The sequence below is a fragment of the Corynebacterium sp. P3-F1 genome, from assembly GCF_030503635.1.
GTDB lineage: Bacteria > Actinomycetota > Actinomycetes > Mycobacteriales > Mycobacteriaceae > Corynebacterium.
Genome location: NZ_CP129965.1, coordinates 555627 through 569994 on the forward strand (window position 1 = coordinate 555627; position 14368 = coordinate 569994).

At 63.6% G+C, this 14368-nt stretch carries 16 protein-coding genes; 1 reads left to right on the forward strand and 15 read right to left on the reverse strand.

The annotated features are described in order from the left end of the window. Positions 1 to 15 precede the first annotated feature (15 nt). The 15 genes from pyk to QYQ98_RS02665 form a co-directional block, all read right to left on the reverse strand. Positions 16 to 1443: a pyruvate kinase gene (pyk, locus tag QYQ98_RS02595; protein WP_302007213.1), complete on the reverse strand. Its 1428-nt coding sequence runs from the start codon at positions 1441 to 1443 to the stop codon at positions 16 to 18. 85 nt (positions 1444 to 1528) lie between these two features. Next, entirely contained in the window at positions 1529 to 2515 is a 987-nt protein-coding gene (gene lgt, locus QYQ98_RS02600; RefSeq protein ID WP_302007214.1) for a prolipoprotein diacylglyceryl transferase, read from the reverse strand. A 101-nt stretch (positions 2516 to 2616) separates the two neighbouring features. Next, positions 2617 to 3456, reverse strand: coding sequence for an indole-3-glycerol-phosphate synthase (locus tag QYQ98_RS02605; protein WP_302007215.1), 840 nt, complete (start codon positions 3454 to 3456; stop codon positions 2617 to 2619). 80 nt (positions 3457 to 3536) lie between these two features. Further along, on the reverse strand, positions 3537 to 4238 hold the full coding sequence (locus QYQ98_RS02610; RefSeq protein WP_302007216.1) for a TIGR02234 family membrane protein: 702 nt from the start codon (positions 4236 to 4238) through the stop codon (positions 3537 to 3539). Next, a complete protein-coding gene (gene hisI, locus QYQ98_RS02615; protein WP_302007217.1) occupies positions 4238 to 4627 on the reverse strand; it encodes a phosphoribosyl-AMP cyclohydrolase in 390 nt (129 codons plus the stop codon). Before hisI ends, QYQ98_RS02610 begins: the two co-directional genes overlap by 1 nt. Next, positions 4628 to 5404: an imidazole glycerol phosphate synthase subunit HisF gene (gene hisF / locus QYQ98_RS02620; RefSeq protein WP_302007218.1), complete on the reverse strand. Its 777-nt coding sequence runs from the start codon at positions 5402 to 5404 to the stop codon at positions 4628 to 4630. 7 nt (positions 5405 to 5411) lie between these two features. Next, positions 5412 to 6218: an inositol monophosphatase gene (locus QYQ98_RS02625; RefSeq protein WP_302007219.1), complete on the reverse strand. Its 807-nt coding sequence runs from the start codon at positions 6216 to 6218 to the stop codon at positions 5412 to 5414. Between the two features lie 6 nt (positions 6219 to 6224). Then, a complete protein-coding gene (gene priA / locus QYQ98_RS02630) occupies positions 6225 to 6971 on the reverse strand; it encodes a bifunctional 1-(5-phosphoribosyl)-5-((5-phosphoribosylamino)methylideneamino)imidazole-4-carboxamide isomerase/phosphoribosylanthranilate isomerase PriA (protein WP_302007220.1) in 747 nt (248 codons plus the stop codon). A gap of 9 nt (positions 6972 to 6980) precedes the next feature. Continuing rightward, positions 6981 to 7619, reverse strand: coding sequence for an imidazole glycerol phosphate synthase subunit HisH (gene hisH / locus QYQ98_RS02635; RefSeq protein WP_302007221.1), 639 nt, complete (start codon positions 7617 to 7619; stop codon positions 6981 to 6983). A gap of 196 nt (positions 7620 to 7815) precedes the next feature. Next, positions 7816 to 9036 carry an MFS transporter gene (locus tag QYQ98_RS02640; RefSeq protein ID WP_302007222.1) on the reverse strand — a complete coding sequence of 407 codons (1221 nt, stop codon included), beginning with the start codon at positions 9034 to 9036 and terminating at the stop codon, positions 7816 to 7818. 155 nt (positions 9037 to 9191) lie between these two features. Further along, a complete protein-coding gene (gene hisB, locus QYQ98_RS02645; RefSeq protein WP_302007223.1) occupies positions 9192 to 9794 on the reverse strand; it encodes an imidazoleglycerol-phosphate dehydratase HisB in 603 nt (200 codons plus the stop codon). Continuing rightward, positions 9787 to 10929: a histidinol-phosphate transaminase gene (locus QYQ98_RS02650; protein WP_302007224.1), complete on the reverse strand. Its 1143-nt coding sequence runs from the start codon at positions 10927 to 10929 to the stop codon at positions 9787 to 9789. The genes hisB and QYQ98_RS02650 overlap by 8 nt, the downstream gene beginning before the upstream one ends. Then, a complete protein-coding gene (hisD, locus tag QYQ98_RS02655; protein WP_302007225.1) occupies positions 10930 to 12303 on the reverse strand; it encodes a histidinol dehydrogenase in 1374 nt (457 codons plus the stop codon). After that, complete coding sequence (locus QYQ98_RS02660; RefSeq protein WP_302007226.1) at positions 12287 to 12859, reverse strand: hypothetical protein; 573 nt, start codon at positions 12857 to 12859, stop codon at positions 12287 to 12289. The genes hisD and QYQ98_RS02660 overlap by 17 nt, the downstream gene beginning before the upstream one ends. Beyond that, positions 12841 to 13557: a hypothetical protein gene (locus QYQ98_RS02665; RefSeq protein WP_302007227.1), complete on the reverse strand. Its 717-nt coding sequence runs from the start codon at positions 13555 to 13557 to the stop codon at positions 12841 to 12843. The genes QYQ98_RS02660 and QYQ98_RS02665 overlap by 19 nt, the downstream gene beginning before the upstream one ends. Before the next feature lie 261 nt (positions 13558 to 13818). Here QYQ98_RS02665 and QYQ98_RS02670 point away from each other — a divergent pair, with 261 nt between their 5' ends. Then, the gene (locus tag QYQ98_RS02670) at positions 13819 to 14352 is read left to right on the forward strand and encodes a TetR family transcriptional regulator (RefSeq protein WP_302007228.1); all 534 of its coding nucleotides are present in this window, start codon (positions 13819 to 13821) and stop codon (positions 14350 to 14352) included. The last annotated feature ends 16 nt before the right edge of the window (positions 14353 to 14368 follow it).

Below are 14368 nucleotides of genomic sequence, written 5' to 3' on the forward strand. Positions count from 1 at the left end.
AACCAGAGGCGGAGGTTACTGCGGGTGGCGTGTGTCCTCGCCAAGCTGGTGCACGTGAATCATGTTCGTCGTTCCCGCGACACCCGGCGGGGTGCCGGCCACGACCACCATCGTGTCGCCTTCCTTGTACCTGTCGATGGTCAGTAGCGACTCGTCGACAACCCGCATCATTTCGTCGGTGTTATCCACCTTCTGGCACAGGAACGTTTCCGCGCCCCACGTCAGCGCCAGCTGCGAACGCACCTCCTGGTTCGGGGTGAAAACCAACAGCGGCAGGTGGGAGTGGAGGCGAGCCATGCGGCGAGCAGTCTCACCCGAGCTGGTGAACGCCACCAGCGCACGGGAGTTGAGCCGCTCGGCGATATCGCGTGCCGAGTAAGAGATGACGCCGCGCTTCGTGCGCGGGATGTGGTTGAGTGGCGGGACGCTGCCCATTGATTCCGCCACGCGCACAATGCGGTCCATGGTGCGGACGACGTTGTGCGGGTCCACGCCGATCGAGGTCTCGCCCGACAGCATGACCGCGTCCGTTCCGTCGAGAACTGCGTTGGCCACATCGGAAGCCTCTGCTCGAGTCGGGCGCGAGTTGTCGATCATCGAATCCAGCATCTGCGTTGCCACGATCACCGGCTTGGCGTTCTCGCGCGCGATCTGGATCACTCGCTTTTGCACCAGCGGAACCTGCTCGAGCGCGATCTCCACGCCCAAGTCACCGCGGGCGACCATGACAGCGTCAAAAGCGAGAATGATGGACTCGAGAGCGTCAACGGCCTCCGGCTTTTCCAGCTTCGCGATGACGGGAACACGGCGTCCTTCCTCGTCCATGATCTCGTGGACCAGGTCCACGTCGGACGGGGAGCGCACGAACGACAGCGCGATGAAATCGACACCGAGCTGCAGGGCGAAACGAAGGTCCGCCTTGTCCTTCTCCGACAGGGCCGGCACCGAGATGTCCATGCCCGGCAGGGACACGCCCTTGTTGTTGGACACAGGGCCACCCTCGGTGACCTCGCACACTACATCGTTCCCATCGATGTCTTTGCAGACGAGGGCGACCTTGCCGTCATCGACAAGCAAACGGTCCCCCGGCTTCGCGTCTTCCGCGAGGTTCTTGTACGTGGTGGACACGCGGTCATGCGTGCCTTCGATGTCGTCGACCGTGATCCGAACTGTTTCACCGGTCTCCCAGTACGTCTTGCCGTCGCCCTCGAAGCGGCCGAGACGGATCTTCGGTCCCTGCAAATCGGCGAGGATACCGACGGCGTGCCCAGTCTCGTCCGTTGCTTCGCGGACCCACTTGTAATTCTGCTCGTGGTCCGGGTAATCACCGTGCGAGAAATTCAGGCGGGCGACGTTCATGCCGTCACGCACGAGTCCAAGGATTGCGTCCTTGCTGGCTACTGCAGGTCCGAGAGTACAAACAATCTTGGTGCGTCTATCCACAGCTTCCTTCTTCTGATCTGTGCGGCCAGCCCGTGCTTTCAGCTGACCGGGTAAGGATTGGATACGCTTCTACGCTACCGAAACACTATGGTTTTTGCTTCTGTGGTTTTCCCTTGAAGCGGTTCACGGCCGCTTCATCGTTGGACACGGCTCCGGCTGCTTCGCCACCTTTTGCGGGGCCATCGGCCTGCGCCCCCGGTTCCTCCCCCGAACCGTGCGGATCGACTTCCTCCGGAGTCTCGCGCCCGCGACGCATGAGGAAGAAAACGGTAGTTGCCGCAACGAAGATCACCGCCGACACCACGAAGTTCACGCGGAGCCCAAAGATCGTATTCGCAGCATCGTCGCGCATCAGCTCCATGAAGATCCGGCCGAGCGTGTACGAGGCGATGTAGAGCACGAACACGCGGCCGTGCCCCAACCGGAAACGGCGCTCCGCCCACAACAGAAAGGCGAACGCGGCGACATTCCAGATCATCTCGTACAGGAACGTCGGGTGCACGCTCGCGACAATCTCCCCAGTGGAGCGGCCCGTCAGCGGCGCGAAATTGCCGTTAGCGTCGACGCGGTAGAAGATATCCAACGCCCACGGGACATCAGTCGGGCGGCCGTAGAGCTCCTGGTTGAAGTAGTTGCCCAAGCGCCCGATCGCCTGCGCAAGAATAATCGTCGGGCCGACGGCGTCAGCGAACGGGGCGAGCGGCACCTTACGGTACGCAAACAACGCCCACACAGCGAGGGTGCCTAGAGCGACCGCCCCCATGATGCCTAAGCCGCCAGCGGAGAAATTGAACACCTGCCACGGGTCCTTGCCGGGGCCGAAATAACTGTCGTGGTCCGTGATCACGTGGTACATGCGCCCGCCGATGATGCCGGCGGGAATAGCCACAATCGCCGCGTCCCACACCATGTCCGTGTCGCCGCCGCGCGCCCTATACCTACGCAAGGTCAGCGCCATCGCGACGATGATGCCGGTGATGATGCACAGTGCATAAGCGCGGATCGGGATCGGACCGAGGTACCACACGCCTTGCGGGGGCGACGGAAAATTAGCCAGGAACTCAGTAACCACGCAGAACAGTTTGCCTGATTCGGGTCACGAGCGCGACAACGAGGTCCACCGGAGAAACCTCTCCGTCCTGCTTACTCGCCCCAGATCCTTTGACGTAGTTGCTACCGCGATGGACAAGCCGGGTGCTGTCCAGCGGCGACCAGCCTCCGGGTTGCCGTTGTGACGTTCGTGCTCGACATCACAGCTTCGCCTGTGAGGACGGCATCCGCACCGATGGATGCCGCGGCGATCAAATCGCGGGCATTGCGCACACCACCGAGGCTGATCCTCAGAACGCTTTCCGGCAGACCGGGTTCTATCTCGCCGAAAGCTTCGCGGTTGAGATCGTTGGTGTCGAAGGTCCAGGAATTCACCCCGATGACGGTCGCCCCGGCGCGCAGCGCACGGTCCGCTTCCTCCATGGTGCGCACCTCCGCCATACCCACCATGCCGAGCGATTCCACGCGGTCGAGCAAGCTCTCCAGACGCGCCTGCTCGAGCAGGCCCACTTGCAGAGGCACCATGTCGGCGCCGTAACAGCGGGCCTCGTGGATCTGGTACGGATCGACGATCACATCGCGGCAGACCATCGGCAATGTGGTGGCGTTGCGGGCCTGCTCCATGTCGTTCAAGGAGCCGTCGAAACGCAGTCGCTCCGTCTGGCATGCGATGAGGGCGGCTCCCCCAGCCTCGATCTCGGAGGCGAGCTGTGCCATGGAGTCGATCACCCCGGTCGGGCCGAAGACGGGCGAGGTGCGCTTGATTTCCACGATCACCCCGCATCCAGGGCCCAGCAGCGCTGCACGCACGTCCCTGGTGTCCGGCATGCTGCGCGAACGCGCCTTGATCTCCTTGAATGGAATAAGCGCTTCCCGTGCCGCGACGTCATCGAGCACCCCGGCGACAACCGGATTGAGGGTCGCGTTACTGACCAGCTGCCGATTCCCCTGCGCCGCGGTCATGACACCGAGACTATCCCGTCACCCGCAGTCCGCGAAATCAAGCGATTTTCGGGGGAATGAAAAGCTCGCCCCGACGCACACTACCGCGACCTCGGCGGCGTGTTCGTGTCCGTCGGATCCACGTCCGCGTCGATGGCATCCCAGAGAACGCGGCCAGAATCAGGCTCGGCTTCCAAATCCTGCTCGATTTTCTCCCGGCGCTGGGACGCTTTCTCGTACTTGTTCACCGTGGCGGAATCCCTGCCGGGCCGGACCGCGAGGAGCACACCACCCGCGGTGGCGAGGAGCGCTCCGACAACGGCGGCTACCGGTGCGAGCGCGGCGACGTCGATAGCCGAGATCGTCGCCCACTCCGGGATAGCGGTCTGGCCCGTGGTGCTACCGATCGTGGTTTCCTCACCACCGTAGGTGAGTAGGGCCTTTGCCCGTTCCGTGCTCGGTGAGCCGACCAACAGACTCAGAGGCGGGATCACCACCCCGAGAGCCGCGACCGCTCCGACCACCCCGACGATACGGCGGCCCCAGCGGCGCAGCGCGAGACCGGCCACCGAGGCCGCGAGCAATAGAAGGACGACGGCGGTGACCTCCGTGGACCACGTGGCACCGTTGACTTCTACCGTGCCGCTGCCGGTCCGGTCGTCCTCGTAGTGGACGGTCATCCACGTAGCGCGCGAGGCGAGCCACAGTACAAGCGCGCCAACCCCAATGAGCAGTGCGCCCACGCGCCCGAGACCTTTTTCATCCCCCGCGGTCTCTGCGGTGCCCGGCTCTGTCGCGTTCACTACTCCTCCTCCGGCGGGAGAAGGAGATCGTTGTCGAAACATGTGCGGTCGCCGGTATGGCAGGCTCCACCGAGCTGCTCCACCTTCATCAACACAGTGTCGCCATCGCAGTCGAGGCGCACTTCTGCGACCCGTTGCGTGTTCCCGCTGGTCAGTCCCTTGATCCAATACTCCTGGCGCGAACGGGAGTAATAGGTGCCCTGGCGGGTGGCCAACGTGTAGGCAAGGGCATGGGCATCCATCCACGCCATCATGAGCACCTCACCGGTTCCGGCTGCCTGCACAATCACCGGGACCAGTCCAGCGTCGTTGAAGCGCACGCGCTGCGCGATGTCAGCTGGCAGCTGGGCCTGTTCGGGTGTCAACGCGACGTGAGAATCCTGGTTCATTCAGAGCCTCACCTCACACCCGTCATCGGCGAGAGCCCTTTTGACCTCTCCGATACTCACTTCGCGGAAGTGGAAGATGGACGCCGCGAGCACGGCATCCGCACCCGCTTCAACAGCCGGAGGAAAGTGCTCAGCCCGACCGGCACCGCCCGATGCGATCACCGGTATCGAGACCGCCTCCCGGACGCGACTGATCAGTTCCAGATCGAAGCCTTCCTTCGTCCCGTCGCCGTCCATGGAGTTGAGCAGAATCTCCCCGACCCCGAGCTTCTCGCCAGTTTTGGCCCACTCCACCGCGTCCAGCTCAGCGGAACGGGTGCCGCCATGAGTGGTCACCTCGAAACCGGACGGCTGGGGCGTTCCGCCTTGCGGGACGCGCCGCGCATCCACGGACAGCACGATGCACTGGGCACCGAAGACCTGCGACAATTCGCGCAGGAGTTCCGGACGGGCAATGGCTGCCGTGTTGACGGAGACCTTGTCGGCGCCCGCGCGCAGCAATTCACGGACATCATCCTCGGTGCGGACCCCGCCACCGACGGTCAGCGGAATGAAGACCTGGTCGGCTGTGCGGCGGACTACGTCGAGCATGGTCCCCCGACCCTGCTTCGACGCAGTCACGTCAAGGAATGTCAGCTCGTCCGCGCCCTGGTCCCCGTAAAGTTTCGCCAGCTCCACCGGGTCGCCGGCATCGCGCAGATTCTCAAAATTCACGCCCTTGACTACCCGGCCGTTATCCACGTCCAAGCATGGGATGACCCTGGTTGCTACAGCCACTTCCCCATCACTTCCTTCCGTCGCGCTGAATGGACTTCATGGTACGCAGCACAGACTCGTGAACAGCCGGAGACCCAGCGATCACGCCGAGCGAGCCCAACGACCACGGCTCGCCATCCACATCCGTGACCACGGCACCCGCGCAACGCGCCAACAGCACTCCGGATGCGTTATCCCACGGGAACGGGGAGAAGCTGACCGCCGCCTCATAAATCCCCTGGGCGACAAACGCGAGGTCCAGACCGACAGATCCGCTGATGCGCGGGCGCATGTTGGAGTATTCGAGCGCCTTGATCAGCCTCAGCCGGCTGTCGGGTGGCACACGGCTGCTGTCATCGGTACCCACGGCCCCTACGCCGACTTGGTTGCTCGCCGGCTCCACCTCACTGATCCGCGGCAGTTGCTTGCCGTTGAGAGTCACAGGCGAACCCTCCGTGCCGGTGAGCCGCATGTTCAACATCGGCACATCTGTCACCGACGCGACCGGCTGGCCGTCCACCACGAGCGAGATAAGGACAGCACAATTCGGGTTGCCGGAGGAGAAGTTGGCGGTCCCATCAATGGGGTCGACGACCCACAAGGCCTCGCCACGCTTCTGCCCTCCCGCTTCTTCACCGAGGACCGAAAAGCCCGTTGAGGCTGTGAGGTACTCGCGCAGTGCGGTCTCAATCTGCAGGTCGACCTCGGTGGCGAAGTCGTTGCACCCTTTGTACAGCGCGGGAGCTGCACCGATGCCCTCAACGAACTGCCGGCGCGCGATATCCGCGGCCTCCTCGGCGACCGCGAGGTAGGTGTTCAACTCGTCTAGCTGCATGGTGTCTTACTCGTCCCCCGGCCTCGCCGCGATGTCTAGGGCCTCGCGCAGAGTGAAACGCTTTTCATACAGCGCCTTGCCCACGATGACGCTGTCGACTCCCTCGCCGACGTACCTTGCAATCTCGGCGATATCCTCGAGCGACGACACGCCGCCGGACGCGGTCACCGCCGCGTCTGTAGCAGCGGAAACGTCGCGCAGCAGATCGGCATTCGGCCCCGTGAGCGTGCCATCCTTGCTCACGTCGGTGACCACGAAACGGGCACACCCGGCTGCGTCGAAGAACTCGAGCACCTCCCACAAGTCACCGCCGTCCGAGGTCCAGCCGCGGCCCTTCGTGCGCCACTGGCCGTCCTCCAATCGCACCGCGATATCGATGGCGATGGCCTCACCGTGCCGGGCGATCGCTTCAGCGGCCCACTCAGGGTTCTCCAACGCCGCGGTTCCGATGTTCACACGCTTAGCTCCCGTTGCCAGCGCGCGCTCCAGACTCGCATCGTCCCGGATACCACCCGTCAACTCCACGTTGATGGACAACTCGCGGGTGATCTCAGCCATTAATTCATGGTTTGATCCGCGCCCGAACGCCGCATCGAGATCGACGAAATGAAGCCACTGGGCTCCCTCTCGCTGCCATTGAAGCGCCGCGTCAAGAGGCGCACCGTAATTCTTTTCGGTGCCTGCTTCCCCCTGATCCAAACGGACGGCCTGGCCGTCGACAACGTCTACTGCGGGCAGAACGGTGAAACTCATATCCGCAGTCTAATTCAGATGTCCGACCCAGTTCCGCAGCAGCGCCAACCCGGCATCACCCGACTTCTCCGGGTGGAACTGCGTGGCCCACAAAGGCCCATTCTCCACAGCCGCGACGAAGCGCGAATTACCGTGCGTGGACCAGGACACCTTGGGCGCGGCGATGAATTCGTCTTCTTGCATCTCCCAGTTCTGCACACCGTAGGAGTGCACGAAATAAAACCGCGTCTCCGCATCCAGCCCGGCGAACATGTGCGAGCCATCCGCAATATCGACGGTGTTCCAGCCCATATGCGGGAGCACAGGAGCATCGAGCTTATCGACGACCCCCGGCCACTCCCCGCACCCTTGCGCCTCAATTCCGTGCTCGACTCCCTTGTCGAACATGACCTGCAGCCCCACACAAATACCTAGCACCGGGCGGTCGCCCGCCAGACGCTGGCCGATCAGGCGCGGTCCCGCAACATCGCGCAGTCCGCGCATGCACGCGTCGAATGCGCCCACCCCTGGGACGACCAGACCGTCGGCTTCCACCGCGATCATCGGGTCCCGCGTCACCACCACATCTGCCCCGACATGCTCCAGCGCGCGCTGCGCCGAGCGCAGATTGCCTGCGCCGTAATCCAGGAGGGCTACCACGTTGCTCATAGCTCAGAAAGTCTAACCCGCTGAGCGCAGTGCTACCCCATGGCGTCCCCTCGCCGCCAGATTTGGGCGAACGGTAACTGTCAAACGGTAACAATGCTCTCTTATCGGCCGGTATGTCTAAAATCGCAGACGTAAAAAGCCCGGGTTACCGTGTGATTGTTACCGTTCGCGTTTTCGCCGGGACGCCCCCCGCCGACTACCGCCCGAGCCGGCGCTTGCCCACGATCCAATCCGCCGTTGTCATCACGATGCCCGCGACGACAACCACGCCGGAGACCGCGAACGCCCCGACGGCGCCGAGACCCGCGATGAGACCGCCGAACAGGAAGGACCCAATGCCCTGGCCGCCATCGAAGCCAACGTTCCACACGGCGGAGGCGTGGCTCACCTTCGACTGGGGTAGGCGGTAGAACATGCTCAGCAGGGATTCGTTCTGCACGGCACCGAAACCGGCACCGAAGAGGACGGCGGAGACGACCAACCATGCCGGGTGCGCGCTGGAAGCCAGGCAGGCGGCGAAACCGAACATGCCCACTGCGGCAGCGATTTGGAACGGGATCATCAGTGTGCCCGGTTCGCCGCGCCGGTCAGCGACGACGCCGGTAAAGATACGGGCGCCCATGACCGCCAAGTTGATCACCGCCAGGATCAAGCCGCCCAGCGCAGTGCCCGAGGTGATGCCGGTGTCGCGGGCGGCGGCAGGCAGGAAGTTCGCGATCAAGCTGTATGCGACGGCGGCGATTGCCAGCGCCAGCGTAGGCACGAGCACGAGCTTCCACGTCGGCGCAGACACTGCGCCGTTGGCGACCGGGTCCGGCTGCGCGCCCTTGATCGGCGGAATGCCGCCGCAGGCGAGGCCGCCGACAGCGGCGATCACCAGCGCCAGAATCCACACCGGGCCGTATCCGATGCGCTCGCTGAGAAACAAGCCCAGCGGCAAAGCGATCATTTGGGCGGAACCGCTCGACGCGCCGAAGACGCCGGAGGCCTTGCCCAGCAGTGAGCGAGGAACCAGCTCGGCGATGATGGCGGCCTCAGAAACCGTCATGGCACCGAAGCCGATGCCGCGCAGGACGCTAACGGCCAGCACGACAGACGGGTCCATGTTCCATATGAACGCCAGCGCCGGGACACCCAACAACACCGCCGAGAACGCGATCGCCGAGCGGTAACTGAATTTACGGAGCAGCCGCGGCATGAACACCTGCGTGAGCACTGTCGCCGCCATGAACACGCCTGTCGACGCACCGGCCAGCGCATGTGAGCCGCCTGCATCGAGGACGGCCACCGGGACCACCGGCAGCAACAGGGCCCACGAACCGAAAGCGGCGGCGACAGCAATCAATGTCGGAATAAAGCCAGGGGCCGCCCACACCGAATTCTTGTCAGCCTGACCGGCCCCGCGCGGGGAACCCACGTAAAACCCTCCCAAAAATCGACACCATGTGCACCGTGCTTCAAGCAAGAAAAATCAGGCCCGCTCCGCAGCATGAGACATGCAGTTGGAGCCAGCCCGAAAACGCAGCGTTGGGCGGTGGCAACCGCCCAACGCTGACGTCGATAAGCGTGCTGTTAGAGCGCGCCCTTGGTTGAGGGTACGCCTGTCACGCGCGGATCGTGCGCGTAGGCCTGGCGCAGAGCGCGTGCGACGGCCTTGTACTCGGCTTCCGTGATGTGGTGCGGGTCGCGGCCGTACTGGACATTGACGTGGAGGGTGATGCGCGCGTTGTACGCCAACGTCTCGAAGAAGTGGCGGTTGATCACGGTGGCGTAGTGCCCGCCGATGATCTGCCATTCCATGTTCTCCGGCTCGCCGTTCATGACGTAGTAGGGCCGGTTGGAGATATCCACGACGGCCTCGACGAGGGTCTCGTCCATCGGCAGCGACATGGAGCCGAAGCGGCGGATACCCTTTTTGTCCCCGACTGCGTCAATCAGCGCCCAACCGAGCGTAATCGCGGTGTCCTCGACGGTATGGTGCGCGTCGATGTGCGTGTCGCCTGCCGCCTTGACGATCAGATCGAAGCTGCCGTGGGTGCCGAATGCCGTGAGCATATGGTCGAAGAACGGCAAACCCGTGTCCACCTGAACCTGTCCGGTTCCGTCGAGGTTGATCTCGACGGAGATGTCGGATTCGTTCGTTGTCCGCTGTGCCTTACCGATGCGATCAGCCATTGTTGTCCTCCTTCGCCAACTCCCCCGCCGCGGCGAGGAATGCGTCGTTTTCTTCGTCCAACCCGATTGTCACACGCAAATGCCCGGGCACCCCCACATCGCGGATGAGCACACCGAGGTCGAGAAATTTCTGCCATGCGGCGGAAGCATCGTCGAAATCCCCGAAGAAGAGGAAGTTCGATTCGCTGGGCACGACTTTGTACCCCAGCTCCAGCAGCGCAGCTTGCACGCGCTCACGCTCGGACGCGAGCTTATCGACGTTCGCAAGCGTCTCCCCCGCATGCTGCAGCGCCACCCGCGCCGCGGCCTGGGACAGAACGGACAGGTGGTACGGCAGGCGGACGAGCATCACTGCCTCGATGAACGCCGGTGCTGCGACGAAATAGCCCAGCCGGCCGCCGGCGAAATCGAAAGCCTTGGACATAGTGCGGGAGACCACGAGCTTGTCCGAGTAGGAGTCCAACAGCGTCAGTGCGGACGGTGACGGCGAAAACTCGGCATACGCCTCGTCTACGATGACGATTCCGGGTGCTGCGTCGAGAATCCGCTCGATATCCGCAAGCTCGGTCACGTCACCCGTCGGGTTATTCGGGGTGGTGATGAAAACGACGTGCGGCTGCTGCTCGTTGATCTCGTGGACAGCGCGGTCGACGTTGATCCGGAAGTCCTCCCCGCGGGGAATACCGATGAATTCCGTCTGCGTTCCGGACGAGAGGATCGGGTGCATGGAGTAGCTGGGCACGAATCCCATCGCCGAGCGCCCCGGACCGCCGAAAGCTTGGAGCAGCTGCTGCAGCACCTCGTTTGAGCCGTTCGCTGCCCAGACATTGTCGCGGGTGACGGCCACGCCCGTCTGTGCGGACACGTAGGCGGCGAGGTCGTCGCGCAGTTCCACCGCGTCGCGCTCCGGGTAACGGTTCAAACCTCCGGCAGCTGCTTGCACCTCCGCGACGAGATCTGCGATGAGCTCGTCTGACGGCGGGTACGGGTTCTCATTCGTGTTCAACGCCACCGGAACCTGCAGCTGCGGAGCGCCATACGGGGACTTGCCGCGCAGTTCATCCCGCAGGGGCAAGTCGGACAAACGCGGCTCGCTCGGCTGATTCGGCTGAGGCTGAGGATCTGGACCTGTCATTTACTTCTCATCTCCTGCTGTTTTTCCTGCTGTCTCCGCTGACGCCACTGTTGAATCTTCCGCGCGTGAATCTTTCGTGCGGGCCTTGACCGCTTCGCCGTGTGCGGGCAACTGTTCATCGGTGGCGAGCGTGATGATGTGCGGGCCCACCTCCGCAAGCGCCTGCTCGTCATACTCGACGATATTCACGGGGCGCAGGAACGTGTGCGTGGACAGGCCCGGGGTGAAGCGGGCGGTGCCAGACGTCGGAAGCACGTGGTTGGAGCCGGCAATGTAGTCGCCGAGGGGGACCGGCGAGAACGGGCCGACGAAGATGGCGCCGGCGTGGGTGATACGGCGAGCGACCTCGCGGGCGTTGCGGGTGTGCACTTCCAAGTGTTCAGCCGCGTAAGCATCGGCAACGGCGACGCCGGCTTCCAGATCGTCCACCAGCACGATGCCCGACTGCTGACCCCCCAGTGCCGTGGCGGCGCGGTCGGCATTGAGTGTCGCGGCGGCACGTGCGTCAATTTCCTTGTCCACGGCCGCAGCCAGCTCTTGGGAATCCGTGATCAGAACGGATGCCGCATTCTCGTCGTGCTCCGCCTGGGAGATGAGGTCGAGGGCGACGAAAACCGGATCAGCGGAATCGTCAGCAAGCACCGCGATTTCCGAAGGACCTGCCTCCGCGTCGATTCCCACGATGCCGTTGACCACGCGCTTCGCTGCCGCCACGAACACGTTGCCGGGGCCCGTGACCATGTCCACCGGCTCGAGACCCACTTCGTCGTCGCCGTACGCCATGAGGGCCACAGCCTGGGCTCCGCCAACCGCCCACACCTCGTCGACCCCCAGCAAAGAGCAGGCCGCGAGAATCGTCGGGTGCGGCCATCCGCCGTGCTCAGCCTGCGGCGGGCTGCACACAACTAGAGCGCCGGCGCCGGCTTCCTGCGCCGGAATAGCGTTCATGAGCACCGACGACGGGTAGACGGCTTTGCCGCCCGGAACGTACAAACCGACCCGCTCGACTGGCAGGAACGCCTCGGTGACCCGCGCCCCTGGTGCAAGATTGGTGGTGTGCCCGGCTGGTTTCTGATCGGTATGCACCGCGCGAATGCGTGCGATCGCCTCGTCGAGAGCCGCGCGCAGGTCCGGTTCGAGTTCCCTGGCGCAGCGCTCGATCACGTCTTCGGGCACCCTGACTGCATCGGGGCGGACAGAATCGAATTTCTCCCCATAGTTGAGCGCGGCGCGTGCCCCGCCCTGCTTCACGTCCTCAATGATGGGCGTCACGGTGGGCACCACGGAGGCGACATCCATGCCGCCCCGGGGCAACACACGGCGAAGCTCGGATGTGGAAGGAGTGCGGCCGCGGAGATCAATCACAGTGAGCATGGCGCTCATCATATTCGGAGCTGCGCGGCACCGGGTCACATCCCACCGAAAACGCGAGACCGACCCAGTACGCAAGCGCCGCGACAAAAGGGGCTGCCAGCCAAGCAGGACCAGGCCTCAACAACGGCACGAACGTCAGGGTCTCCCCTTCCGTCAGGTCGTGGGGATCAGGCACGACGGAGTGCCACTGAGCCGTCCATGTCCCGAGAATGTAGAAGGACCAGCTGGCAAACGCCGCGACAGCAGCCACAAAAACCATTCGGCCCATACTCGCGCGCCGCTGCGCGGAGACGTAAGCGACGAGCCCAATGACTAGGCCGAGCAGCGCAGTGAGAACGGTGAAACCAGCGAAAGAGATGAACTCGACATTGTCCGGGCCCACAAGTGGGTCGACCTGCGCCCGGTCGCCTTCCACGGTGGCGGTATAGCCTGGGCGTGTCAGCCCCCACCCGGCTCCGAGAAGGGTGGCGATACCGACTGAAAGCGCAACAATCCCCGCGCCCCAGCCCACTGGCCGCGAGAAACGCGGGGAACGTTTTAGTTGCACACCTTCCATTGGCCGCCCTCGCGTTGGAAGCGCTGGACACCGGACTCAGTCTGGCCGTTGGCGGTGACTGTCACGGTCGCGGATGCGATGTCGCCGTCCACACGGACGTCGCTAAGCTTCGCGTCTGTCTTCGGCACCGGCGGAACGGGACGGCCGGCCGCCTTGGCCGCGTCAACGGCCTGCTGCATCTCATGCTCCGTCTGCTCGAGCGAGGTACCGCGGCTAGCCAGCTCCTGGTTGGTCTGGTCAACGACCTTCTTGCAAGAGTTATCCATGATGACTCGTGACCAAGACACCAGGTTGTCCGGATTGTAAATCCGGTTCATCGTTTCGGTCATCTGCTTGAGGTCGGCGTCGCTGCCCGCCTTGCCACCCTCCACAGGCTTGATCTCGACGGTAGGAAGCGTGCCGTCCTCGAACGGGTTGACCACGCCAGCTGCCCCTTCATTGGGCACGCCCTTAGCCTGCGGATCGTCCGGGTTAGCCTGATCCTCCGGCTTCGGCTCCCCGTCCTTTTTTTCCTTGTCCTTGTCGTCCTTCTTGTCCGCAGGATCAACCGCGTCCGGAGCGACAGTCACCATATTGGTTTCCGTAGCCATCCCCGACACGACATTCTCATCCTCATTGGACCCGCATGCAGCCAAGGCCAGCGGGGCAACGAGCACAGCTGCCGCGACCGTCTTCTTCGGAGTGATGGTCAACGTCATAAAAGAAGTCTCCTCGAACCATTCCGTTATCTAAACGCCCCCGCGGGGGCCGCTACGGGGGACATGCGATCCTAGAGGGCAATCGAGTTGCTGTCTTGCGTGACACTGCAACCGATTCGATAACGCGAATTGCTTTGTATTGCTTTCAATGCACACCAGATCATAGCAATCGTAATGTCACGAACTTCAACCACAAGACGGTGAAGATGCCGTGAAGAAGCTGTAAAATGAGCCGACGAGCTGCGTGTACGCTGAGGCGACATGCAACTGTCTCGCTCAGTTATCGCACGTACTGCCGTGGAGATACTGGATAACTACGGCATCGCAGATGTCTCCATGCGGCGGGTCGCCGGGGCTCTCGACGTAGCTCCGGGCGCGTTGTACTGGCACATCGACAGCAAACAGGCCCTCATTGCGGCGATGGCCGACCAAATCATCGCTCCCGTTCTTGCCGCCTCTCACGCCGGCCCGAAGGAATTCTGCACCGCACTTCGCGGCGCTCTCCTTTCCCACACTGACGGAGCCGATGTCGTCTCCAGCGCCGCGGCGCAGCCCGCCTCCCATGTCTTCTCCGCGCTGTTGACCGGCATCCGCTCGACGTTCCCCGACAAGGTGGATGATGCTGCGGCCGCAGGCCTGCTCTACTTGACGCTGGGTGCTTCAAACCTGCACCAAGCAGGTGCCCAACTGCAGCGAGCCACCACTGGCGACGCTGCTGCAACGTACGGTTCCGAGGAGGAACTCGAGCATGCCGTTGACCTGCTTATCGCAGGTCTCCGCGCGGAGAGGAGCTAGCGCCGTCGCCACCTCC

Bases quoted from the DNA above. Each gene is read 5' to 3' on its own strand.
- QYQ98_RS02605 (WP_302007215.1), bottom strand. From the start codon at position 3,456: ATGACCGCGGCGCAGGGGAATCGGCAGCTGGTCAGTAACGCGACCCTC.
- hisI (WP_302007217.1), bottom strand. From the start codon at position 4,627: ATGAACCAGGATTCTCACGTCGCGTTGACACCCGAACAGGCCCAGCTG.
- QYQ98_RS02625 (WP_302007219.1), bottom strand. From the start codon at position 6,218: ATGCAGCTAGACGAGTTGAACACCTACCTCGCGGTCGCCGAGGAGGCC.
- priA (WP_302007220.1), bottom strand. From the start codon at position 6,971: ATGAGTTTCACCGTTCTGCCCGCAGTAGACGTTGTCGACGGCCAGGCC.
- hisH (WP_302007221.1), bottom strand. From the start codon at position 7,619: ATGAGCAACGTGGTAGCCCTCCTGGATTACGGCGCAGGCAATCTGCGC.
- hisB (WP_302007223.1), bottom strand. From the start codon at position 9,794: ATGGCTGATCGCATCGGTAAGGCACAGCGGACAACGAACGAATCCGAC.
- QYQ98_RS02650 (WP_302007224.1), bottom strand. From the start codon at position 10,929: ATGACAGGTCCAGATCCTCAGCCTCAGCCGAATCAGCCGAGCGAGCCG.
- hisD (WP_302007225.1), bottom strand. From the start codon at position 12,303: ATGCTCACTGTGATTGATCTCCGCGGCCGCACTCCTTCCACATCCGAG.
- QYQ98_RS02660 (WP_302007226.1), bottom strand. From the start codon at position 12,859: ATGGAAGGTGTGCAACTAAAACGTTCCCCGCGTTTCTCGCGGCCAGTG.
- QYQ98_RS02665 (WP_302007227.1), bottom strand. From the start codon at position 13,557: ATGACGTTGACCATCACTCCGAAGAAGACGGTCGCGGCAGCTGTGCTC.
- QYQ98_RS02670 (WP_302007228.1), top strand. From the start codon at position 13,819: ATGCAACTGTCTCGCTCAGTTATCGCACGTACTGCCGTGGAGATACTG.